Below are 23357 nucleotides of genomic sequence, written 5' to 3'. Positions count from 1 at the left end.
GACTGCCTGACGTCCGGTCCGGTTGCCCAAAATCGTCCGGTCCGGTCGTCCAATATCTACCCTAACGTAAGGGCCGAGTTGTCCACCAAGCGCCGTGGTGTTTCGGGATCGAACACGACCCGTGGCGACGTTTACCAGATCGGGGACGTTGCGGAGCGGGTCAGCCTCTCCCTGCGAACAGTCCGCTACTATGAGGAGTCAGGGCTCCTCGCGCCGGTAGGTCGGACCGTAGGGGGATTTCGTCTCTACGACGACGACGCCATCGAGCGGCTGCTCCTCATCAAGAAGATGAAACCGTTGGGGTTCACCCTGGAGGAGATACGGTCGCTGCTGGCCCTTCGTGATGAGCTCGCCGAGCCCGACCTCGCCGCGGGCGTCCGGGCCGAGCTCCAGGAGCGGCTTGGCACCTGGGTGGTACTCGCGGAGGAAAAACTCTCCACGCTTCGGGAGCAGGTCAGCGTCGCGGAGTCGTTCGTCGGCGGGCTGCACGACGACGCGAAACGGTCGGGAGGAACCGTCTGATCCGCGGATACCGATCACCGTACCCACCGCGGCGGGCCTCGCGCATCGCACCGGCAAGACCAAGATCAAAACTTGAAGTTATTTTCCGGCGGCGCCAGGGGTCCCCGCACTGCGCCGGAGGCGCTGTGGGTTCTTTGCGCCGGAGGCGCCGTGGGTTCTTTGAGGGTTGTCCCAGGAGGTTCGCCGAAGGCGAGGCGACGGAGACCCCGTACGGCGCCCGATGCCAGGGGTCCCCGCACTGCGCCGGAGGCGCTGTGGGTTCTTTGCGCCGGAGGCGCCGTGGGTTCTTTGAGGGTTGTCCCAGGAGGTTCGCCGAAGGCGAGGCGACGGAGACCCCGTACGGCGCCCGATGCCAGGGGTCCCCGCACTGCGCCGGAGGCGCCGTGCGGGGGAAGGCTAGCCTCTGAGGGCATGGCTGCCATCCCACGTAAGGCGCTGGCCGACGTCCGCCAGATCGCGGCGCGGCGGACGGCTCCGATCGTCCTTGAACTCGATCTGACGGTCGACCCGATCGAAGGCGTCCCCACCGACCCGATCACCCTGGCGCTCGCCCGGCGTCGGACGACCCTGCGGGATGTCGTCGAAGGCCTACGGTACGCGACCGAGGATCCCCKGGTGTCCATCGTGGTCGCGCATATCGCCGCCTGCGGGATGCCGCTGGCACGTATCCAGGAGATTCGCGCCGCGATCGCCGCGTTTCGTGCGGCCGGTGGCACCGCCATCGCCTACGCGGACACCTTCGGRGAGTTCGGGGGCGGCACGGCGCCCTACTATCTGGCCTGCGCGTTCGACGAGATCTGGCTCGCCCCGCCCGGTGACTGCGGCCTGACCGGTCTCGGGATGGAGGCGCCGTTCCTGCGGGGAGCGCTCGACCGGCTCGGTATCTCCGTCGAGATCGGCCAGCGGTACGAGTACAAGAACGCCGTCAACACGCTGGTGGAGCGGGACTTCACCCCGGCGCACCTGGAGGCGGTCAGCCGGATCATCGAGTCCAGCTCTGACCAGATCGTGGCCGGCATCGCCGAGGGACGCGGGCTGTCCACCGACCGGGTTCGGCGTCTGATCGATCTCGGACCGCTGGCCGGGTCCGTCGCGCTCGACACCGGTCTCGTCGACCGTCTCGGCTACCGCGACGAGGTGTACGCGGCGGCACGGGAACGGGTGACGCGGGGGCCGTCGGCCGGATTCGGGGGTGACGGGGAGGGCGCGGGCCGGGAGGATGCGCGCCGCGGGTCCGGCGCGGAGCCGGTTTTGATGTACGCCTCCGCCTACCGGCGGTCCGCCGAGCGGCGGGAGAAGTTCCCGGCGCTTCGCGTGGCGGCGCTGGCGGCCGGCGGTCCGGCGGCTTTCTTCTTCCGCGAGGTTCCCGATGATCGGGACGGCTCCCGTCCCGACGGCGCCGGGGAGGCCCACCTCCACCCGGACGAGGCCGCGGGCAGCGGGACGAGTGCGCTGGCCCCCTCCGTGACGGCGCCACATCGAGACCCGAAGAAGTCGGTCATCGCGCTCATCCATGGGACCGGGCCGGTCGTCCTCGGACACGRTGCCCCGGGTCCGTTCTCCGGGCCGGTGCTCGCAGCGGAGGCCACCGCGGCGGCCTTCCGTTCCGCCGCGCGTGATCCCGCGGTGGCGGCGGCGGTGTTCCGGGTGAGCAGCCCTGGGGGTTCCTACGTCGCCTCCGACCTGGTCCGCCGGGAGGCCGAGCGGTTCCGGGCCAGCGGCCGGCCGCTGATCGTCTCGATGGGTGACGTGGCGGCCTCTGGTGGCTACTTCGTCGCCCTGGCATCCGATGCGATCGTGGCGAACCCCGGCACGCTGACCGGCTCGATCGGGGTGTTCGCCGGCAAGCAGGTGATCAGCGGGCTGCTCGACAAGGTGGGAGTGGGCTTCGGTGCCGTCGCGGAGGGCGAGCATGCGCTGATGATGTCGCCGCGGCGGYCCTTCACCCCGGGGGAGCGGGAGAAACTGGAGGAGTTCCTGGACCGGGTCTACGCCGACTTCGTTGACAAGGTGGCGGTCGCTCGCGGGCTGTCCCGGGACCAGGCGCACCAGCTGGCCCGCGGCCGGGTGTGGACCGGCGCGGACGCCCATGCGCACGGCTTGGTGGACGTCCTCGGCGGGTTGGCGCAGGCGATCGAACTCGCCTGGTCGCGCGCCGGTCTGCCGGCCGGTGAGACTCCGCGGGTGCGGCTGACGCCCAAGCCGTCGGTGCTGGAACGGGTCCGGTCGCCGAAGTCCAGCGAGGACCGCGGGGCCGCCGCGTCGGTGGCCGGGTCGGTGGCCGGGTCGGTGGCCGGGTCCGCCCTGGGCCTGCTCGGCGCTGGTCCCGGTGCCGGCTTCGTCCCGGGTTGGGGGGCGCTGGCACCGCTGGCGGCGCGGCTTGGTCTGCCCTCGGCCGGTCCGCTGGTCATGCCGCCGATCGGGCGGATCGGTTAGCCGGTCCGCACCGGTGGCCCACAACGAACTCGCCGGCCTGTGGGATGCGTGACACCGCCGTCCGCGGGAGGATCGACGCCCGGGTGCCCGACGGCCAGGCAGGCGGTGAAATGACCGTCGGGTGGCCGGTGAACGGACCCGCCGCGGGTGAATGGACGCGCCGCGCCGGGCCGGGACCGGCGTCGCGTCGCCGTGGGGCGACGGTAGTCTCGCAGCGACCGGTTTCGTCCGGACGGCACCGCTCGTCCCGCGCCACGATCCGCGGCAGGCCATCAGGGTCTGCCCCGGTGGCCTGCCGCGGGGTGGTGGCTTCCGGTCACCGGCCTGTGGCGGTCCGCTGCTGCCACCGCGTCATCGTTCCGTGTCAGAGCGCATACCGGAGGTCGAAGCCGTGCCGTCTATCGAGGCCGTCGGAGCCCGCGAGATCCTTGACTCGCGCGGTAACCCCACCGTCGAGGTCGAGGTCGTCCTGGAGGACGGCACGCTGGGCCGCGCCGCGGTGCCCAGCGGGGCGAGCACCGGTGCCTTCGAKGCCGTCGAGCTGCGCGACGGGGACAACCGCTATGGCGGCAAGGGCGTGACCAAGGCCGTGGCCGMGGTGATCGACCGGATCGGTCCGGCGATCATGGAGTTGGAGGCCACCGAGCAGCGTCTTCTCGACGCGACGCTCATCGACCTCGACGGCACCCCGGGCAAGTCGGCCCTCGGCGCCAACGCCCTGCTCGGGGTCAGCCTGGCGGTGGCCAAGRCGGCGGCGGCGTCGAGCGGCCTGCCGCTGTTCCGGTACCTGGGAGGTCCGACCGCGCACCTGCTCCCGGTGCCGATGATGAACATCCTCAACGGTGGTGCGCACKCCGACACCAACGTCGACATTCAGGAGTTCATGATTGCTCCGATCGGCGCGAGCACCTTCGCCGAGTCGCTGCGCTGGGGTGCGGAAGTCTATCACGCGCTCAAGAGCGTGCTGAAGGCGCGGGGCCTGGCGACCGGCGTGGGCGACGAGGGCGGCTTCGCGCCGAGCCTGCCCACCAACCGGGAGGCTCTCGACCTCATCGCCGAGGGGATCGACAAGGCCGGCTTCGCCCTGGGGACGGACATCGCCCTGGCGTTGGACGTTGCCTCCACCGAGTTCTACGCGGACGGGTCGTACACCTTCGAGGGCAACTCGCGTAGCGCCGAGTACCTGAGCGACTACTATGCCGAGCTCGTCTCCGCCTACCCGATCGTCTCCATCGAGGACCYGCTGGCCGAGGATGACTGGGATGGCTGGGTGGCGCTCACCGAGCGGCTCGGTGGCAAGGTGCAGCTCGTCGGGGACGACCTGTTCGTGACCAACCCGGAGCGGCTGGCTCGCGGGATCGCCTTGAAGGCCGCAAACGCCCTGCTGGTGAAGGTGAACCAGATCGGCACGCTGACCGAGACGCTCGACGCGGTGAACCTGGCCCACCGTAGCGGCTACCRGGCAATGATGTCCCACCGGTCCGGCGAGACCGAGGACACCACCATCGCCGACCTCGCCGTCGCGGTCGACTGCGGTCAGATCAAGACCGGCGCCCCGGCGCGCTCGGAGCGGGTCGCGAAGTACAATCAGCTGCTGCGCATCGAGGAGGAACTCGACGACGCGGCCCGGTACGCGGGCGCCGCCGCGTTCCCCCGCCGCAGGCAAGCCGGCTGATCCCATGCCGCCGCGGAACACCGCGCTGACCACGAGGGCGACCCTGCTCGCCGTCGTGATCTGCGTGCTGGTCCTGACCCTCGCCTATCCGCTGCGGCTGTACCTGCAGCAGCAGGCCAAGCTCTCCGAGCTGAGCCGGACCAACGCGCAGGCCCAGGCGAGGGTCAACGAGCTGCGGGCGACGGTCGAGCGCTACGACGACCAGGCCTGGGTCGAGGACGAGGCGCGCCGTCGGCTGCATTACGTCAAGCCCGGTGAGCGGGCGTACCTGATGCCGATCAAACCGGCACCCACCAAGGACGGCGACGAGACCCGCGGCGGGTCGTCCGGGGGCTCGGCCTGGTACGCCCGACTCTGGTCGGAGATCTCGACGCCGTAGCGGTCACGGGGCGGGAGCCCCGACCCCGGTGYGGCGAAGGAACGGGCTTGGCGGACGGTGATGACGGCGATGACGGCGAGGGGGTGAGTATGGCACCGGCGGTGACGGCCGAGGATCTCGAGATCGTGCGCCGTCAGCTCTCCCGCGAGCCGCGAGCCGTCCTCGCGGTGGCCCATCGCTGCTCGTGCGGTCTTCCCGACGTGGTCGAGACCGCACCGCGGCTTGCCGGCGGCACCCCCTTCCCGACCCTGTACTACYTCACCTGCCCCCGGGCTGCGTCGGCGATCTCGCGGCTGGAGGGGGTCGGGGTGATGCGCGAGATGACAGCCCGGCTGGCGGAGGATCCGCGGCTCGCCGCCGCCTACGCCGTCGCCCACCGGGACTACCTCGCCCGGCGCGACGCGCACGAGGTGCTGCCCGCCGCTCCGAGCGCGGGTGGCATGCCCGATCGGGTCAAGTGCCTGCACGTCCTCGTAGCGCACAGTCTCGCCGTGGGTCCGGGAGTCAATCCGTTCGGTGACGAGGCCCTTGCGGCTGTTCCCGACTGGGGTCGGCGGGGGCCGTGCGTGGCCGGTGGCCGATGTCCGGGCGTTGACGAGGCCGAGGCGCCCGGACCCGCCCCGGGCGGCGGGGCGGCGGGCGACGGACCGACCGGCAGTCGTTCGACAGGGGATCCGGCAGGGGACCCGACGGGGGATCCGAAAGAGATCCGATAGGGGATTTGACCGGGGAGGAGAGACCGTGAGTCGGGTCGCCGCGATCGACTGTGGAACCAACTCGATCCGTCTGCTGGTGGCGGACGTCGAGGGATCGACCCTGCACGAGCTGACCCGCCAGATGGAGATCGTCCGGCTGGGGGCCGGGGTCGACCGGACCGGTGAGCTCGCGCCGGAGGCGCTCGYCCGCACCTTCACCGCGCTGCGGGACTATGCCGAGCAGATCGAGCGGCTGGGAGCCTCACGGGTGCGGATGGTCGCCACGAGCGCGACCCGCGACGCGCGCAACCGCCATGAGCTCGTCGCCGGGGTCCGCGCGATCCTCGGTGTGGACCCCGAGGTGATCAGCGGGAACGAGGAGGCGGCCCTGTCCTTCGGCGGCGCCATCGGTGACCTCGTCGGCCGAGCCGGTTCGTTTGACGCCGGTTCGTTCGACGCCAGTTCGTCTGCCGGTTCGGTCGAGGGCGCGCCGACGGGGCCGGTCGCCACGCCGATCCTGCTCGCCGACATCGGCGGCGGCTCGACCGAACTCGTCCTCGGGGACGTGAGCGGGGTGCGGGCCGCCCGTTCGGTGAACGTCGGATGCGTGCGGCTGGCGGAGCGGCACCTGCACGATGATCCGCCGACCGGCGCGCAGGCCGCGGCGATCGTCGCCGACGTGCACGCGGCACTCGACCTCGCCGCCCGTACCGTGCCCCTGACCGAGGCGGCGACGCTGGTCGGCGTCGCGGGGACCGTCACCACGGTCGCCGCCCTCGCGGCTGATCTCCCCGAGTACGACCCGACCCGCATCCACCTGTCCGTGACGACGGCGGAGCAGGTCGCGCAGGTCACGGACCGGCTGCTGAGGATGACGCACGACCAGCGCGCGGCCCTGCCGGTGATGCACCCGGGTCGGGTGGACGTCATCGCCGCCGGCGCGCTCGTGCTGCGCACCCTGGTCGAGCGAACGGGCGCCGCGGCGGTGGTGGCAAGCGAACGCGACATCCTCGATGGGATAGCGCTGGCCCTGGCCGCCGCGCCGGGCGCCCCGGCCACCGGGCCCGGGCGGGCGGCGCCGCCCGTCACCGCCGGCCCGTCGGTATGAGGACCAGCTGTAGGAGGACCGGTGGGGCGGGGTGACGGACGGGACGGGTGACCCGGTGCGGTCAGGGGGCCCGGTGCGGTCAGGGGGTCCGGTGCGACCGGGAAGCGGTTGGCCGGGGGACCTCGCCGCCGCCGACACACCGGTCGCAGCCACGCCGGGCGAGGTCCGCGCGTTGGCCGCCGACGCGACGGGCACCCGGGAGCTCGATGCCCGGATGTCCGTCTGCCGGGCCTGCCCGCGCCTGGTCACCTGGCGGGAAGAAGTCGCGGCGGTGCGGCGGGCGGCCTTCGCCGAGCAGGCCTACTGGGGGCGTCCGGTGCCCTCGTTCGGCCCGGGCGACGCCCGGATCCTCGTCATCGGTCTGGCGCCCGCGGCCCACGGAGGGAACCGCACCGGACGCATCTTCACCGGGGACCGCAGCGGCGACTGGCTGTTTGCCTCGTTGCACCGCGTCGGGCTGGCGGCGCTGCCGACCTCGGTGTCCGCCGGGGACGGTCAGCGTCTGACGGCCACGCGCATCGTCGCCGTCGTCCGTTGCGCTCCGCCCGCGAACAAGCCGACCACTACGGAGCGTGACACCTGTCGGCCCTGGTTGGTGCGTGACCTGGAGCTTGTCCGGTCCACCCTGCGGGTCATCGTCGTCCTCGGTGGATTCGCCTGGTCCGCCCTGTGGCCCGCCCTGGTCCAGGCCGGATTCCCGGTTCCTCCGCGCCGGGTGTCGTTCGGGCACGGCGTGCGGGTCGAACTTCCCGTATCCGGGGTGTCGGTCGTTGGTTGCTATCACCCAAGCCAGCAGAACACCTTCACCGGTCGGGTCACCGAAGTGATGCTTGACACGATTTTTGGCACGGCGGCGGAGCTCGCGGAAGTGGTTGAGCGGGCCGGGTAAGTCTTTGTCCTTGTGGCCGTCGACACAGAAGGTGAGCCGGAACACGGTCCCCACGCATCGGCACCACGGGCCGAAGACCGCCGGTATTCGTGTCCTGCGTCACGAAAAAAGCTGGGCGGCCAGCCCGGGACCAGGGTGTAACACGGCCCTCGTGGGTACGTTTTTGCCATGGGCTACGGGCAACCACCGCACATCCTCATCGTCGGCGGAGGATACGTCGGCATGTACACGGCCCTGCGGCTGCGGCGGAAGCTGCGCCAGGACGAGGCATTGGTCACAGTCGTCGAGCCCAACTCGTACATGACCTATCAGCCTTTCCTCCCGGAAGCGGYGGCCGGCAACCTTGAGCCACGGCACGTGGTGGTGCCGCTACGTAAGGTGCTGAAGGGCTGTCGGGTTGTCAGCGGAAGCGCGCTTCAGGTGTCGCATGGGACACGGACCGCCGTGATCAAACCATCCCTTGGCGAGAAATTTGATCTTAAGTACGACATCTTGGTGATGTGTCCGGGATCGGTGGCGCGAACCCTGCCAATCCCAGGGCTCGCGGAGCAGGGCATCGGCTTCAAGAGCGCGGCCGAGGCCATTTATCTCCGTAATCAGGTCATCAGCCGGTTGGACGCGGCCGCCTCGGTGACCGATCCCGCGGTCCGGCGCCGGGCGCTGACCTTTCTCTTCATCGGCGGAGGGTATGCCGGAATAGAGGCTCTTGCCGAGTTGGAGGACATGGCCCGCGATGCGTGTTCTTTCTATCCTGATCTGGAACCGACGGATATGCGTTGGGTCCTCGTTGAAGCCGCCGGCCGTATTCTTCCCGAGGTTTCACCCGGAATGGGGCTTTATACCCTCCGGCAGCTCGAGCACCGGGGCATCGACGTCAGGTTGAACACGCGGGTGGAGAGCCTGGTCGGTGGGCGGGTTGTGCTGAATAACGGTGAGGAGTTCGACGCGGGCACCATCGTGTGGACGGCCGGGGTGCGGGCGAACCCGATGCTGGCCGACACGGATCTGCCCTTGGACGATCAAGGCCGGGTGCGCGCGACCGTCTTCCTGCAGATCGACGGGGTGGGTGACGCGTGGGCCGCGGGTGACTGCGYGGCCGTGCCCGACCTGACCAGGGGCGAGGATGTCACGACCGGTCCCTCGGCCCAGCACGCCGTCCGCCAGGCTCGCCGGCTGGCCCTCAACATCCTCGCCGAGCTGCGCGGCGAGCCCCTCGAACCATACGAGCACAGCTATGCCGGCAGCGTGGCGTCCCTGGGCCTGCACAAGGGTGTCGCCGAGGTCTACGGGGTCAAGCTGCGCGGCTGGCCCGCCTGGTTCATGCACCGGACGTACCACCTGAGCAGGGTTCCCACCCTCAACCGCAAGACCAGGGTGGTCGCGGACTGGTCGTTGGCACTGTTCTTCCGCCGCGAGATCGTCTCGCTCGGATCCTTCGCCGATCCCCGGGCCGAGTTCCGCCGGGCGGCGATGCCGTCCGCGTTCGCCGCGGCCATCTCCCCAGGCACGCCCGGCACTCCGGTCACGACGACCGGGCGGAACGGGACCACTCGCGCCCCCGCGTCCGCCGTCGCAGCCGACTCGCCCGGCGATGCCGAGGGCGGTGAGGCCGAGGGTGGTGAGGCCGCGTCCCCGGGTGAGGATGTCGTCCGGGCCGCACCGACCGGCAGGATCTCCCGCGGCCGGAGCCGGACGCCCGGTCCGCGCGGCACGTGAACTGAGCGCCCGGCGGCACCATGGCCGGCGTGTGACGGTAGGGACGCCGGGAGCCTGCGGGCCGGTGAATCGTCGCCCGGTTGCGATGGTTCACCGGCCCTCGTGGCTTCACGGCACTTAGGTGGGGGTGTTTTCCCGCGTCTCCGCTCTGGCCGTCAGGACCAAACCCGACGGTGGACCCGCCTTTTAGCGATCTGAGCTGTCCACCGATCGAAGGGGATGGCGAACAGTTGGCATCCTCGTCACGATGAGTCACGCTTTCGGTCGTGCCGCCATCTCCGGACCACTTTTTCCGCATGTGTTATTCCCAGACCCTACGTAGCGTGGTAGAAACATCAGCGATGTAGACGAGCCGGTGTATCCCAACTGGTAGAGGAGGCTGTCCTAAAAACAGCTCGAGTGYCGGTTCGACTCCGACCACCGGCACAATCCTTTCTCGGTCATCCGGGCATCTGACCGATGAACCGCGGCCGAGGAGGGGAAGGCTTCGTCGCTGTGGGATGCTGTGAGGATGCGCGCGTGGACGTGCGCCGCGATGCCTTGTCGCCATCCACCGTGTCCCGGTGCGCCGGGAACTCCCGTATCCCAAGGAACGTTCCAGACGGTGACGTAGGCTGTAGTCACCGAGGGTGATGCCTCCCCGGAGGCGACCGAGAGGAGCCGGCTCCATGGCCGACCTTCGTTCCTCGAACCCCGCGTTCCGTCGCGGTGKGTTCGCGTCTCCTCCCACGCCGACCCCCGAGGAGCTGGCGAGCCACTACCGCCAGCCCACCACCCTCACGATCGACGACGTCGTCGTGCACACGCTGGGGCTGTTCGCGCTGCTGGCGGTCGGTGGCGCGGTCGGCTGGGCCCTCGCGCCGGACTCGCCCGGCATCGCGCTGGGGGCCGGCCTCGTCGCCCTGGCGATCAGCCTGTTCGTCTCGTTTCGCAACCTGATCAGTCCGCCGCTCATCATCGCCTTCGCCCTGATCGAAGGGGTGGCGGTCGGGGCGGTCTCGCGCTACTACGAGAACGCCTTCAACGGCATCATCCCGCAGGCCCTGCTCGGGACCGGTCTGATCTTCGTCGCGATGCTGGTCGCCTACCGTAGTGGTCGGCTACGGGCCACCCCCCGGATGGCCCGTATCGTGTTCGGCGTGCTCCTCGGGGTCGTGCTCCTCGGCCTGACCGACCTCGTGATCAGGGCCACCAGCGGAAGCCACCTGCCGGTGATCAACGATGCGACGCCGCTCGGCATCCTGTTCAGCCTGCTTGTGCTCGGCGTCGCGAGCCTGCAGTTCATCCTCKACTTCGACTACATCGAGCGGGCGATCGCGTCCCATGCGCCGCGTTCCGAGGCGTGGCGGGCGGGATTCGGCCTGCTGATCGGCTTCGTCTGGGTCTACCTGGAGACRCTGCGCCTGCTCTCCAAGCTGCGGCAGTAGCGCGCGGGTCCGTCGTGGGGCCGGGTCCTGCCGATGATCATGTCAGGGYGGGCAGGGTCAGGGCGCGCGTGGTCAGGGCGCGCGCATAGCGGGTGTCCTCAAGCCTGGTCCTCAGCCCGAGACGTCCGGCCCCGCCGACCGCGCAGTGATCTGGATGATGCATCGCTGATCGCGGATCATCGCCGCCCGGTAGTCGTCCCAGTCGGGATGCTCACCCGCGATGTCTCGGTAATAGGAGATCAGGAGGTCCATCGCCGCCGGTAGCCGGACGATCTCGGCGGTTCCGTTGATCTGCACCMAGGGCCCGAAGAACTCATCGGGGAACACACAGATCCGTACGGTCGGATCCCGCTCGATGTGGCGGACCTTGTAGGCGGTGAGCCGGCTGCTGATCTGCAGACGGCCGTCGGTGTCCACCCCGACGGTGACCGGTGACATCTGGGGCGTGCCATCCCGGCGGGTGGTGCTGAGCACCGCCCGGTGGTGATCGCGTACGAACTCAGTGGCTGCGTCGAGGTTCATGCAGTCATTGTGATGTGTCCGGTGGCCGACCGGGCGCGTCAACGATGCGGACCATATCCGCCCCATGGCGCCGGGTACCCGGCGCCATGGGGCGGGGGACAGCTGCGGGAAGCCGGGCCGTACCTCGACGCCCCACCGAGCGGCCGGGCCTGCGCGGCCGGGCCGCCGAGTGTCTACGCGCGGATCGCCCGCCGCCGCAGATCGGCCTCATGGACCAGGGCCGCCGCATAGCAGTGCGGCAGGTCGTGCTCGGCCCGCAGCCAGTTGACGCGCTCTGCGAAGCGGAGCAGGCCGGGTCCGTCGTCGAGYCGATCGAGCCAGTGGTTCACGTCGTGGCCGGTTGCCTTCGGTATCCGCTCGATGAGGATCTGGTGGGTCTGGGCGGAGCGGTTCAGCGACATGCGCGCCTCCTGAGGTGAAACCCGACGTCAACGGACCATGTCTGGAGGGTGCCCTATACCACAGTAGAGAGCAAGACCCGTTCCCGTCATCGTCAGGTAACCTGCTCGGATGTCCGACGAGGTCCGTGATCTCACCCGTGAGGTCGGCCTGCTGATTCACCGCCTTCAGTGTTGGTCCGGGTCATCATGGGATGTTCCGGTGGAATCCGGTGGTACCAGGGCGGAGCGGGCCGTTCGGCTGCTCGACGAACTGGCGTCGCTCGGCGAGCGGGCCGGCACGGGAGCGCCGGCCGGCGCTCGTCCGCCGCGGCTGGCGCCGCATGCCCTGACCGACCAGCTCGCGGTCCTCGCCGACGAGCTCGTCGCCGCGATCTCGGTGTCCGGTGCGGCGGCGCCGTCCGGTCGCGACGTCCTGGCCGCCGCCCGGGCCGCCGTCCTGGAGGCCCGCCGGGATCTGGACGGCGCGGGCTTCGGGTTCCGCCCCCGTTGAGCGTTCGGTCGGTCTGATCGTCCAGTTCGGTCGGTCGGTCCGATCGTCGTTCACCGCAGGTTCCACGTGCTGCGCACGGTTTCCAGAACGTGTCCCGCGGCGATCCGCGCGCCGTCGAGACTCAGGTGCACGCCGTCACGGGCTCGGGCCAGGACGGTGTTACCGTCCGTGCCGGTGAGGTAGTCGCTGTATGCGCCGTTCTTCGACAACCACGGGGTGAGATCGAGATATCGGGCTCCGACCACCCTGGTCGTGGCGTCGAGGGTCGCCTCGTTCAGCCGGCGGAAGTAGCCGTTAAGCTGGTCCGACCGGGCCGGCGGGAGGCTGAGCCACAGCACTCGGCGGGCTCCGTCGCCGCTCCAGATCCGCATCACGACGATGGCACGCCRTTGGTACTCGGCGGTCCACGCGTCCGATCCGGCCGGCAGGACGGTTCCGTCCGCAAGCGTGATGCCCTGGCCGTCGTTCCCGCCCATTGCGACGATCACCAGCTCTGGGTTGCGCTGCGTGATCTGCGCCCGGGCATGGGTGGCCCAGTCGAAGAAGTCGGGCCGCACCAGGCCCGTGCCGAACCGCGTCTCGGTCTGTGCCCGGATCGTGGCGGGCGCACTGTTCATGATGCTCGGACCGAGTGATTCCGTCAGCGAGTCCCCGGTGACCAGGACGCGCAGCGGATCGGCCGCGGTCGGGTGGCGCGGTGGCAGCGGGGAGCGGTGGGARCCGGCGGCGCCCGGCCCGAGGGCGCCGGGGCGATCGGGCTCGGCTTCAGCTCGGCTGGCCGCCGATGCCAGCTCGGAGAAGGTGCCGCCGGACTTGGCGTCGTGACCAAACGCGCGCGACAACCACCGGTCCGGTTCGTCGAGATGGACGGTCCGGGTGATCCGTTCGGTCGGCCGGGCCACGCCCAGCACGAGCGTGCGGGTGAGTCCTGGGCGCATGCCCTCGCCCGCGTGCACCATCGCCGAGGCGCGGAGCACCGCCAGCAGACCCAGGGTGACGGCTACCAGCAGGAAGGCCTGCCGAACCCGGACGACGCCGGTGGTCGCCGCGGGTGCGGTCGCCGGGGGTCCCGGTGGCGCCGAATCTTCACGCTCAGTCATCGCCCCTCGGCTTCGTTGACGCAGGTCACAGATGTCCCGGAATGTGATCGGGCGTTGCTATTAGATTACTCTAAGTTAAAGTCCCTCTCGCCGTTGCTCGTATCGTCCGGCCTGAGTGTTACCCCGGCCGGGGTAACACTCAGGCTCCGGGACCGGGGTTGGGCTGGGGAGAGCAGGCGAGCGTGACTCAGAAGCGGAAGTAGATGAACGGCGCGACGTCCTGTGGGCCGACGATCGCATAAATGATCATGATGCTCGGGGTGAGCAGCGCGATCTGGGCGCCAAGGCGCAGTCGGGTGAAGGCGGCCTGCGCGTGGATCCACCAGACGCGCGGGACGGCTGCGGTGGCCAGTCCCACCCCKATGGCGGCGAGGACCGTCGGAGTGACCAGCGGCGCCGGTCCGCTCGCGGTGAACAGYCGGACGACGAGCTCGCGTGCCGTTGCCAGGTCGGGCGCTCGGAACAGGACCCAGGTGGCACACACGAAGTGGAAGACGGCCAGCCGGCCGGCCCAGGCGCGGACCGGGTTGGGGACCGCTTCGGGAAGCGCGGCCTGTGCGGCGATGATCGTCCGGCGGCTCGCCGTGGTTGGCGTCCCCGCGGAACTGCCGGCGATGCCGAAGCCGGCAGCGGGACCGGGACCAATAACGGCGCCGGATCCGCCAGCGGAAAGGAGCGGTGCGGGGCTCTCCGATCCCGGCCGGGGTAGCGGCATCGCGGAGAGCCCCGCCGATTCGGCCTGTCCCGGGATCTGTTCCTGTCCCGTGGCTCGGGCCCGTCCCGGGATCTGCTCCTGTCCCGTGGCTCGGGCCCGTTCCGTCGCCCGGATCCGGTCCGCCCGTCGGGCCCGGATCCGGCGTTCGGTCACCAGCCCACCGCCGTGCAGCGCTCCCCACAGGACGAACGTCCAGGCGGCGCCGTGCCAGAGACCACCCAGAGTCATGGTGATCATGATGTTGAGGTAGGTGCGCCGCTGCCCCTTCCGGTTCCCTCCGAGCGGTAGGTAGACGTAGTCCCGTAGCCATCGGGACAGGGTCATGTGCCAGCGGCGCCAGAAGTCCTGCAGGGTGACGGCCGCGTAGGGACGGTCGAAGTTGTCCGGGAAGCGGAAGCCGAGCAGGAGGGCGATCCCGATCGCGATGTCGGAGTACGCCGAGAAGTCACAGTAGATCTGCACGGCGTAGCCGTAGCCGGCCGTGGCGATCTCCAGCGACGAGTGCTGGCCGGGTGCGTCGAAGACGGGGTCGACGAGGCGTGAGGCGATCAGATCGGCGAGCACCACCTTCTTGACCAGGCCGCCCACGATCAGGAACACGGCCCGGGTGGCCTGGACCTGGTTCGGGTCCCGTGGCGTGGCGAGCTGGGGGATGAACTCGCGCGCACGCACGATGGGACCGGCGACCAGATGCGGGAAGAACGCCTCGTACACGGCGAAGTCCAGCAGCGACGCGGGTGTGCTGGTGCCGCGATGGACGTCGATGACGTAGGACAGCGCCTGGAAGGTGAAGAACGAGATCCCGATCGGCAGCGCCACCTGGAGCAGGGGCAGCGCCGTGGGGAGACCGATCTCGGCCAGCGCGCGGTCCACCGACAGGGCGAAGAAGCTGTAGTACTTGAACCAGCCGAGCAGGCCGAGGTCGCAGACGATCGCGGCGATGAGGACGCGGYGGTCGCGCCAGCRGTGGATCGCGACGGCGGCACCCTGGTTGATCAAGGTGGAGGCCACGATCAGCAGCACGAAGCGTGCGTCCGCGAAGCCGTAGAAGAAATACGACGCCCCGAGGATGAACGGCTTCCACAGCCTCGGCCGGGGCATCAGCAGCCAGGAGATCGCCAGCACCACGACAAGGAACGCCGCAAACTCGATCGTCGGAAAGATCATGTGTGCCCGTCCGGTGGGGTCGCCCAGCAGGATAATCGCTTTAGGAAGTCGAGCGACTACCTAAAGTAGTTGATGGGTGGGGTGTTCGCCGCTCGACGGCCGCGCTGCCGGCATCCGCCTGGCCCTTTCGGGTAGCCTCCGGCCGATTGCCGGTGGAACTCGTGCGCCGGCGCCATGGGATGGCTACCTTCCGACCATGGGCATCGTCTCAGTCAACGGCATCGACCTCGCCTACGAGATCCACGGCGACGAGGACGGGTTGCCGCTGCTCCTGATCGGCGGCCTCGGGCAGCAGCTCGTCGGCTGGCACCCGGACCTGCTGGCCGCGCTCGGTCGTCGCGGTTATCGAACGATCATCTTCGACAACCGGGACGTGGGACTGTCCACTCATCTCGACCAGCTCGGTCGGCCCGACCTGGCGGCGATCCTGAGCGGTCGCTTCGACCTCGCTCCCTACCGGCTCGAGGACCTGGCCGCGGACGCGGTCGGCCTGCTGACCGCCCTCGGGATCGAGTCGGCRCACCTGATGGGCAGCTCGATGGGTGGCATGATCGCCCAGATCGTGGCCCTCGGGAACCCCGAGCGGGTGCGCAGCCTCACCTCGATGATGTCCCATCCGGGTGACCACCGGGTGCAGCCGACCGCCGAGGCGATCGCGCTGTTCCTGCGGCCGGCGCCGGCCGACCTGGAGGAGTTCGTCCTCGCCGGGCACGAGGCGCAGGAGGTCCTGGGCTCGCCGTTGTTCGCGCCGGACGTGGCGTGGCTGCGGCGGCGGGCCGAGATCCAATGGGGCCGTCGCCCGAACCCGGTCGGGGTCATGCGCCAGATCGCCGCCGTGCTCGCGGCGCCCGACCGCACCCCCGGGCTCGCGCGGCTCCCGGTCCCCACCCTCGTCGTCCACGGTGACGCGGACCCGCTCGTCCCGGTCCTCGGTGGTCGGTTGACGGCCGCGGCGATCCCGCTCGCGGAGCTGCTGGAGATCGACGGGATGGGGCATGAGCTCCCCCGCCAGGTCTGGGGTCGCATCCTGGACAAGCTTGACGATGTCGTGCATCGCGGGGAAGTCGATCGTCGCGGGACGCTCGCGCAGGCGAGCTGAGCGACGACCCGCCTGCCCGGATCGTCGCGGTGGCCCGGCCGCGTCAGGTCCCGGGCTTGATGACCATGAAAGCGATGATCAGTATCCAGCAGGCGGTGCTCACGGCGACACCCCCCATGATTGGAAGGGTACGCCGACGCGTGTCACCGCCCGCGTCGATCTCCTTGACGGCGTGGGCGAGCCCGGGCGCGATCATGCCCAGCGAGATCCCGGTGGCCACCACCCACAGCACGAGGGCACCCGACAGCCAGGGGTCGCCCAGCGACCGCACGCTGCCGAATGATCCCTGATGCACCAGCCCGAGGCCCGTCACGACGATGAGCAGTGAGGCGAGCGCGAGAGCCCGGATCATCCGCACGCACAGGCGCAGGATCGGCAGGGCACCGGCCCCCAACCGCAGCAGGCGCGGGGTGACCACGGTGATCAGCGTCAGCGGACCGATGACGAAGACCCCGAGAACGACGTGCACGGTCAGGAGGAGCCCGAAGCTGCCCGAATGCGGCATGCGCAGAAGGTATCGATCGTCGTCCGTCGGCCGTATCCCGGGGGACGGCGATCCGCTAGAGCCGGTAGGACTGGTAGTAGAGCGACTTCACCACGTCGCCGAAGTGAGTTCCGTACAGCTTGTCGTTGACTCCGGCATAGGCGTAGCTGACCACCCCGTCGACCCAGCCGTGCCCGGAACCGAGCCGGCCGAGGCCGGTGAGTAGTGGCCCGCCGCTGGCGCCGGCCGTCATGCGGCAGGCGACGCCGATCGACGGGCTGCCGTAGGGGTCGCCGAAGCCGGGGCCGGCGCAGTAGACGAGTTGGCTGCCGTCGTAGGGGGGCAGCCGCGGGTAGCCGAAGGTGTACTGCGGATACGTCCCCGGAAGATCGAAGGCTATGCCCTGGGATCCGACCGTGTCCTCGAGATGACGGCCGCGGGACGGGGACGGGTTGAACAGGGCGAAGCCGGTGTCGACGTCGAAGTCGTCCTGGCGGGCCCACCCGGACGTCACGGTAAGCCGGCGGGCGGTCCAGATGCCGTAGGGCATCGCGCCGTTGTCGAACCCGGGGATGAAGATGACGTTCCGCGCGAACTGTTCCCCGCTACCGCCGTGCACGCAGTGCCCCGCGGTGACCACGAGGTCACGGCTGGGGCTGGACACGACGCTCGCGGAGYAGGCGTAGTCACTGCCGCCGATGGTGGCGAACAACCGGCCGGTGGTCGTGGTCACCAGCCCGCCCCGGGTGTAGGGCGTTCCGGCGCTCGGGGGCGGGGGAGCGTCGCTCGCGGCCGTTTCGGAGTCGCCGGCGGCAGGCGGGGCCGGCCCGGGACTGAGGGGGGCGGCATCGGCATGGTCGTTCGTGCGGGCCCCGAAGGCTCGGGCCCGCCGCTGCGCGCTCCAGTACCGTTCGACCTCGCGCTGCTCGGCGAGGGTCACCGCCCCCGGCGCCGAGAGGAGCTGTCCCGCGGTGGATCCCGGGTACGTGGCGGCGATCGGCGCGCCCCCTCGCCCGGTGTCCGACGCCGCCTGGGCGGGGCTGGCCGGAAGGGCCGCGGGTGCCAGCGCGACGCCCGCCGTCAGCAGGATCGCGACGGTGAGCCTCGATCGCGCCGGCGGGYGTGGGCGGGCCCGGGTGGCGCCGGGTACATCCGCCGGCGGGAGTGGGCGGAGGCGTGCCGCGTCCGCCCGTCGCTCGGACTCCTGGTCTGCACTCCGTGACGTCACGACAGCGCAGAGTAGCAGTACTGTCGCCTTCTGTGGCGGCTCGCGGGCGTTGTGGGACGGGTGGGTCGGCGGGCCGCGCCTCCCGCCCTTGTCGACCCCTCTCCATGGGCCGGTTGGRGAGGGCTGTAGGGGTAAGACGGCTAGGTGCTAGATAGTCCGGAAGAGACGGTACCTATAAACCCGTATCATTCAACCCGTATCATTCAAGCCATATCATCGAGACCATGGCTGGAATCGCGCTGACGCCGGTGTCGTATCTGGTCCTGGGGGAGGTGGCGCGGCGTGGCAGCGCCACTCCGTACGAGCTCAAGGTCGCGGTTGCCGGCTCGATCGGTAACTTCTGGTCGTTTCCGCACGCCCAGCTCTACAAGGAGCCGCCCCGCCTTGCCGCGGCCGGACTCCTCTCGGAGGAACGGGAGGAGTCCGGCCGCAGGCGGCGGATCTTTCGCCTGACCGACGCCGGCCGGAGCAGGTTGGCCGCGTGGCTCACCGTCCCGGAGGCCGGGCGCACCGAGCTGCGCGATCCCGGCCTGCTCAAGCTGGCATTCGCCGATCTGGGCCGGCCGGGTGATGTCAGCCGGCTCGCGCGGGCCCAGGCGGCGGCGCATCGCGCTCACCTGGAGGTGTACCGCTCCCTGATCGCGCTGCCCGCGGGCGCCCTGGCCTGGTCGCTGCGCCGGACCCTCGATCTCGGGCTCGGCTACGAGGAGCTCGCGGTCGAGTTCTGGGAACGCCTCGCCGCCGAGCCGGGCGGGGTGGCGCGGCGGTCAGCGGGCGGTGCGGTGCCTGCCCCGGGCCCGCAGGTAGTCCCGGATGACGTAGTTGCCGAGGGCGGCGGGATCGGGTGAGAGAACCCGCCCGCCGTTGCGTCTGGCTATCTCCTCGACGAACTGCACCAGCCGTGGCTCGTCGTCGAGCATGAACACGTTGACGGTCACRCCGCGCCGGGTGAGCCGGTCGACCTCGGCCAGGGTCAGCTCCAGGGTCTCGGGCATCGGCGGCCAGGAGAACGAGGGAGTACCGTCGCGCAGCAGGTGCGCGGTGGGCTCACCGTCGGTGACCACCATGATGACCGGCTCCGACTGCGGGTAGCGGCTCAGCAACCGGCCAGCGATGAGCAGGGCGTGCTGCAGGTTCGTGCCCTGCACCATCTCGGAGTCGAGCCCGGCGAGCTCGACCGGCCGCAGCTCCCGGGCGTAGTCCGAGAAGCCGACAATGTGGATCTTGTCTTGCGGGAACGACGTGCTGACGAGCGTGTGCAGCGCGAGTGCCGTCGACTTCGCGATGCCCCAGGTGCCCCGCAGCGCCATCGAGTAGGACAGGTCGACGAGCAGGCACACCGCCGCCGTGGCGCGGCGCTCCGTCTCGGCGACCTCGAAGTCGGCCACCGCCAGGCGGATCGGGTGGCCCCGGCCGGGCGGACCGCCGCGCAGCACCGCGTTGCGGACCGTGCGGACGACGTCGATCGGCTGGGTGTCGCCGAACTGCCAGGCCCGGGAGGTGCCCAGCAGATCCCCGGCGGAACCCGCGTCGGTCACGCTGTGATCCCCGCGGCCCCGGGCGGAGACCTGCCGGAAGATCCGGGCCAGTGCGGCCTGCCCGATCCGGCGCACCGCCCGCGGGGTGAGCTCGAGGCTCCCGGCCCGGCGGGTGAGGAATCCCTGCCGCTCCAGCTCCCGTTCGATCTCCTGCAGCCCTCGCAGATCGTCGACGGCGGACCGGCCCAGCGCCCGGGCCACCGCCTCGGGGTCAACGTCTTCCAGGGAGGCCCCGGCGTAGTCCTGCCCCAGCGCGGCGGCCAGTTCGTCCAGCTCCGCGAGCTCCTCCAGCGCGGTGGTGGCGTCGCCGAGACCGAGCGGTTCCTCGCCGCTCAGGCCGTCGCCCAACCGGCCGGCCCGCCCCCGCAGCCGTCCACCCCAGTTGAGGTCAGGTCGGGACGCGCGCAGCGCCTGCGCCAGTCGTGACATCTCCGCGGCGAGCCCCAGGTCCTCCATCGCCGTGGACATCAGATCGGCGAGTTCGGAGCGCTGCTGCGGGGTGAGCCCGGCCAGCAACCGCGCGGCGGCGGCGGCCCGGCGGGCCAGCGCGTCAACCAGTTCCTCCAGCGAGCCGGGGTTCTCCGGAAAGAAGTCGCCGAACTCCCGCATGAACCGGGCGAACGCCTCGTCGGTGTCCTCACCGCGGGCGTCCGCCTCCAGCAGGGCGTTGAGCGCGCCGACCATCTCCCGGATCCGGGCGAAGTCCTCGGGCGTGGCCCCCTCCAGGGCCTGCTTCATCCCCTTGAACTGGGAATCGAGGACCTCGCGACGCAGCAGCTCGGAGATCTTCTCGTACGTCTCGCGGGCCGGCGGGGACCGCCAGTCATACTCGGCGAGCGAGCGCACCGCACGGGCGGGGTCCGCGGGCAGCGCGTCCAGCTCGGCTTCGCGCAGCCGGGCGTCGTCGGAGGGGTCGGGGAACAGCGCCGCCCGTTCCTGGCCCACGGCGGTGTCGAGCAGCCGGCGGACCTCTTGGAGTGTCCCGTCCATCCGGCCGTGGGATCGGGCCTCCCGCCGGTGCCGCTCGACGGCCCGGCGCATGTCGTCCAGACCACGCCGGCCCGGCATGCCCCGGCGCAGCAGCGACTCCAGAGCCTCCCGCGGGGTGCGTCCCTCCAGAATCTGGCGGGACATCTCATCCAGGGCGTCGGACGCGGTGAAGGGAGAGGCGAGTGGGTCGGGTCCGCCGTCCCACGGGCCATACCGGAATGTTCCGGAATTCACTGTTCCTCCTGGAAGCTTCCGTGCCGAGGCCAGGTGCCGCCGGGTCAGGTGCCGTAGACGGTCCGTCCGGGAAGCTCTTCCTTGGCCAGCCGGCGGTTGAGGTGCAGTCCCTCCATCGCCAGCTCCAGCGCGGCCGCCGCGAGCCCCGGCGACTCCGCCCCGTCCACGCCGAGCCTGGTCAGGATCGCCGCGAGCCCGGGCACCGGCCCGACCCKGCGCAGCAGCTCGGCCGCCGCTACCAGGTCGCCGGTCTCGACCGGGCCATCCGCGTCGAAGCGGGMCTGCAGGCCGGTGAGGTCCGCGCCGGCCAGCCTTGCCCGGAATGTCTCGGCCACCGCGCGGCGCAACAGCAGCGCGAGGACCTCGTCCTCCCGGCCCTCCTCCAGCTGGTCGAACTCGACCTTGCCGCGTACCGCCGGGACGATCGCGGCGAGGTCGACCACCCGTGCGGTGGGCGTCTCCTCGCCGGTCAGCGCCGCGCGGCGGACCGCCGAAGCCGCCACCGTCTCGGCCGCGGCCACCGACAGCCGGGCCGACACCCCCGAGCGCTGGTCGACCTGGGGGGCGTCGCGCACCAGCCGGGTGAACCGGGCCACGATCTCCACCAGGTGATCGGGTATCTCCGGTGCGCCGAGCGGGGACCCCGCCCAGGACATCACCGCCTCCTGGCGGATCAGCGCCAGTTCGTCGGTGAGGTGCAGCGGGTAGTGGGTGCGGACCTCGGCGCCGAACCGGTCCTTGAGCGGCGTGATGATCCGCCCCCGGTTGGTGTAGTCCTCGGGGTTGGCCGAGGCGACCAGCAGCAGGTCCAGCGGCAACCGGAGCAGGTAGCCGCGGACCTGGATGTCCCGCTCCTCCAGCACGTTGAGCAGCGCGACCTGGATCCGTTCGGCGAGGTCGGGCAGCTCGTTGACGCTGAAGATCCCGCGGTTGGTGCGTGGCACCAGCCCGTAGTGGACCGTCTCGGGATCGCCGAGCGTGCGGCCCTCGGCGACCTTCACCGGGTCGACGTCGCCGATGAGGTCGCCGACGCTCGTGTCCGGGGTCGCGAGCTTCTCGCTGAACCGCTCGCCGCGGTGCCGCCAGACCACCGGCAGCGCGTCACCGAGATCGGCCGCCAGCGCCCGGCATCGGCCGCAGACCGGCGCGTAGGGGTGGTCGTTGATCTCACAGCCGGCGACGGCCGGCGACCACTCGTCGAGCAGACTCACCAGAGTGCGGATGAGCCGGGTCTTGCCCTGCCCGCGCTCGCCGAGGAAGACGATGTCGTGACCGGCCAGGATGGCCCGCTCGACCTGGGGAAGGACGGTCTCGTCGAAACCGACGATGCCCGGGAACCGGGGGCCGTCGCCCTGCATCAGGGCGACGAGGTTGTCGCGCAGCTCCGTCCGCACCGGGCGGTGCGCGTGCCCGCTGCGGCGCAGCCCACCCAGGGTGGTGAACTGCGGGGCGGCGGCCGTCGGCGGGTGGACCGCAGATGCCACGGTCGGGGGCACGGTCGGTGGTATGGAATGACTGGGCTGTGCCGGCAGATCCTCCACCCGTTGACGGTACGCCGACGCCGCCACCCGTGCAGCCGGGCCGGCGCTCGTCCGCTGCTGGCGTAGTCAGCCCGAGTAGGGCGACACCGAGACGATCTCGACCTTGGCCGAACGGCCGTTGGGCAGCGTGTAGGAGACGGTCTCGCCCGCCTTGTGCCCGCTCACCGCGCCGCCTAGCGGGGACGCCGGGGAGAAGACCTCGATGGGCGTGCTGTGGTCCTCACGCGAGCCGATGAGGAACTTCTCCGTCTCCCGTTCGCCGGAGAAGCGCACCTCGACGACGGTGCCGGGGCCGGCCTCGCCGGTCGCCGCGGGTGCCTCGCCGACCTGGGCGTCGCGCAGCAGGTCCGTGAGCTGGCGAATCCGGGCCTCCTGCYTGCCCTGCTCCTCCTTGGCCKCGTGGTAGCCGCCGTTTTCCTTGAGGTCGCCCTCCTCGCGGGCAGCCTCAATTTTGGTCGCGATCTCCGTACGCCACGGGCCGGTCAGGTAGTCGAGCTCGGAGCGGAGCCGGTCGTATGCCTCCTGGGTGAGCCAAGTCTGCTGCGTCACGCGGGTCACGCTCCTCGGTGAACATCAAAAGGGTCATCATACCAAAATGAATCAAGGAATCCGATGTCGGGCTTGGTGGCTCTGGCGGCGTCTGGACCGCCCGGAAGCTCCGRACCGGCGGGTCAGCCCTTACGGGTGATCCGACAGCCCTTGCCTTCGACCTCGACCACGCATGCTTCACGCAGGGGTGGGAGGACGACGGAACCGGCCGTCGTCCATCGGCCCTCCGGACCGGGCCGACGACGATGTCGGTGCGCCGGTCGACGGCAGGCCTGCCGTCGAAGCATGCGCGGACGGTGCATTGTGCCACGGCGTTGGGTGACTTTTCCAGACCGAACGCGGGGCGGGCCCCGGCGGTTCCTCGGACGAGGTCGGATCACCCAGACCGGTGAGCCCGGAACAACGTCGAGGCATCAGGAACGTCGAGGCATCAGCAACGTCGAGGCATCAGG

Annotated in this window: 21 protein-coding genes and 1 tRNA gene; 13 read left to right on the top strand and 9 right to left on the bottom strand. The window is 70.7% G+C overall.

Features of this window, described 5'->3' with window-relative positions:
- The first annotated feature begins 78 nt into the window (after positions 1-78).
- From CcI156_RS07425 to CcI156_RS07380, 10 genes are all read left to right on the top strand, one after another.
- Entirely contained in the window at positions 79-522 is a 444-nt protein-coding gene (locus CcI156_RS07425; protein ID WP_011438299.1) for a MerR family transcriptional regulator, read from the top strand.
- Between the two features lie 411 nt (positions 523-933).
- On the top strand, positions 934-2958 hold the full coding sequence (sppA, locus tag CcI156_RS07420; protein WP_076804972.1) for a signal peptide peptidase SppA: 2025 nt from the start codon (positions 934-936) through the stop codon (positions 2956-2958).
- Positions 2959-3349: 391 nt separating this feature from the next.
- A complete protein-coding gene (eno, locus tag CcI156_RS07415) occupies positions 3350-4633 on the top strand; it encodes a phosphopyruvate hydratase (RefSeq protein ID WP_076805069.1) in 1284 nt (427 codons plus the stop codon).
- 4 nt (positions 4634-4637) lie between these two features.
- On the top strand, positions 4638-5012 hold the full coding sequence (locus CcI156_RS07410; protein WP_011438296.1) for a septum formation initiator family protein: 375 nt from the start codon (positions 4638-4640) through the stop codon (positions 5010-5012).
- A gap of 89 nt (positions 5013-5101) precedes the next feature.
- Complete coding sequence (locus CcI156_RS07405; protein ID WP_076804970.1) at positions 5102-5728, top strand: DUF501 domain-containing protein; 627 nt, start codon at positions 5102-5104, stop codon at positions 5726-5728.
- A gap of 25 nt (positions 5729-5753) precedes the next feature.
- On the top strand, positions 5754-6815 hold the full coding sequence (locus CcI156_RS07400) for a Ppx/GppA phosphatase family protein (protein ID WP_076804967.1): 1062 nt from the start codon (positions 5754-5756) through the stop codon (positions 6813-6815).
- Between the two features lie 91 nt (positions 6816-6906).
- On the top strand, positions 6907-7704 hold the full coding sequence (locus CcI156_RS07395) for a uracil-DNA glycosylase (protein WP_023840076.1): 798 nt from the start codon (positions 6907-6909) through the stop codon (positions 7702-7704).
- Positions 7705-7872: 168 nt separating this feature from the next.
- A complete protein-coding gene (locus CcI156_RS07390; protein ID WP_076804965.1) occupies positions 7873-9420 on the top strand; it encodes an NAD(P)/FAD-dependent oxidoreductase in 1548 nt (515 codons plus the stop codon).
- Positions 9421-9771: 351 nt separating this feature from the next.
- Positions 9772-9846, top strand: a tRNA-Leu gene (locus CcI156_RS07385).
- 242 nt (positions 9847-10088) lie between these two features.
- Positions 10089-10847, top strand: coding sequence for a Bax inhibitor-1/YccA family protein (locus CcI156_RS07380; RefSeq protein ID WP_076804962.1), 759 nt, complete (start codon positions 10089-10091; stop codon positions 10845-10847).
- 111 nt (positions 10848-10958) lie between these two features.
- On the opposite strand, the gene CcI156_RS07375 is transcribed toward CcI156_RS07380, so the two are convergent.
- Both CcI156_RS07375 and CcI156_RS07370 read right to left on the bottom strand, forming a co-directional pair.
- Positions 10959-11369, bottom strand: a complete 411-nt coding sequence (locus CcI156_RS07375; RefSeq protein ID WP_076804960.1) for a PPOX class F420-dependent oxidoreductase — start codon at positions 11367-11369, stop codon at positions 10959-10961.
- Positions 11370-11542: 173 nt separating this feature from the next.
- Positions 11543-11770 (bottom strand): DUF4287 domain-containing protein, encoded by a 228-nt coding sequence (locus tag CcI156_RS07370; protein WP_011438288.1) that lies wholly within the window; start codon positions 11768-11770, stop codon positions 11543-11545.
- Positions 11771-11969: 199 nt separating this feature from the next.
- Here CcI156_RS07370 and CcI156_RS07365 point away from each other — a divergent pair, with 199 nt between their 5' ends.
- The gene (locus CcI156_RS07365) at positions 11970-12260 is read left to right on the top strand and encodes a hypothetical protein (protein WP_235462825.1); all 291 of its coding nucleotides are present in this window, start codon (positions 11970-11972) and stop codon (positions 12258-12260) included.
- 50 nt (positions 12261-12310) lie between these two features.
- Here CcI156_RS07365 and CcI156_RS07360 read toward each other — a convergent pair whose 3' ends face one another.
- Complete coding sequence (locus CcI156_RS07360) at positions 12311-13360, bottom strand: DUF459 domain-containing protein (protein ID WP_076804958.1); 1050 nt, start codon at positions 13358-13360, stop codon at positions 12311-12313.
- A gap of 187 nt (positions 13361-13547) precedes the next feature.
- On the bottom strand, positions 13548-15242 hold the full coding sequence (locus CcI156_RS07355; protein WP_076804956.1) for an MBOAT family protein: 1695 nt from the start codon (positions 15240-15242) through the stop codon (positions 13548-13550).
- A 196-nt stretch (positions 15243-15438) separates the two neighbouring features.
- Between CcI156_RS07355 and CcI156_RS07350 the strand changes: the two genes are divergently transcribed.
- A complete protein-coding gene (locus tag CcI156_RS07350) occupies positions 15439-16341 on the top strand; it encodes an alpha/beta fold hydrolase (protein ID WP_011438284.1) in 903 nt (300 codons plus the stop codon).
- A 43-nt stretch (positions 16342-16384) separates the two neighbouring features.
- Here CcI156_RS07350 and CcI156_RS07345 read toward each other — a convergent pair whose 3' ends face one another.
- Both CcI156_RS07345 and CcI156_RS07340 read right to left on the bottom strand, forming a co-directional pair.
- Positions 16385-16846, bottom strand: a complete 462-nt coding sequence (locus CcI156_RS07345; RefSeq protein ID WP_011438283.1) for a membrane protein — start codon at positions 16844-16846, stop codon at positions 16385-16387.
- Between the two features lie 55 nt (positions 16847-16901).
- Positions 16902-18053: a serine protease gene (locus CcI156_RS07340; RefSeq protein ID WP_076804953.1), complete on the bottom strand. Its 1152-nt coding sequence runs from the start codon at positions 18051-18053 to the stop codon at positions 16902-16904.
- Positions 18054-18277: 224 nt separating this feature from the next.
- Here CcI156_RS07340 and CcI156_RS07335 point away from each other — a divergent pair, with 224 nt between their 5' ends.
- Positions 18278-18901: a PadR family transcriptional regulator gene (locus CcI156_RS07335; protein WP_011438281.1), complete on the top strand. Its 624-nt coding sequence runs from the start codon at positions 18278-18280 to the stop codon at positions 18899-18901.
- Here the strand turns inward: CcI156_RS07335 and CcI156_RS07330 are convergent.
- The 3 genes from CcI156_RS07330 to greA form a co-directional block, all read right to left on the bottom strand.
- Positions 18821-20815 carry a VWA domain-containing protein gene (locus CcI156_RS07330; RefSeq protein WP_011438280.1) on the bottom strand — a complete coding sequence of 665 codons (1995 nt, stop codon included), beginning with the start codon at positions 20813-20815 and terminating at the stop codon, positions 18821-18823. The genes CcI156_RS07335 and CcI156_RS07330 overlap by 81 nt on opposite strands.
- A gap of 44 nt (positions 20816-20859) precedes the next feature.
- The gene (locus CcI156_RS07325) at positions 20860-22299 is read right to left on the bottom strand and encodes a magnesium chelatase (protein ID WP_175637549.1); all 1440 of its coding nucleotides are present in this window, start codon (positions 22297-22299) and stop codon (positions 20860-20862) included.
- A gap of 123 nt (positions 22300-22422) precedes the next feature.
- Complete coding sequence (greA, locus tag CcI156_RS07320) at positions 22423-22905, bottom strand: transcription elongation factor GreA (protein WP_076805066.1); 483 nt, start codon at positions 22903-22905, stop codon at positions 22423-22425.
- Between the last annotated feature and the right edge of the window lie 452 nt (positions 22906-23357).

Origin of the sequence: Frankia sp. CcI156 (genome assembly GCF_001983015.1) — a bacterium.
Classification (GTDB): Bacteria; Actinomycetota; Actinomycetes; order Frankiales; family Frankiaceae; genus Frankia; species Frankia casuarinae.
This window is presented reverse-complemented; position numbering and strand designations above follow the sequence as displayed.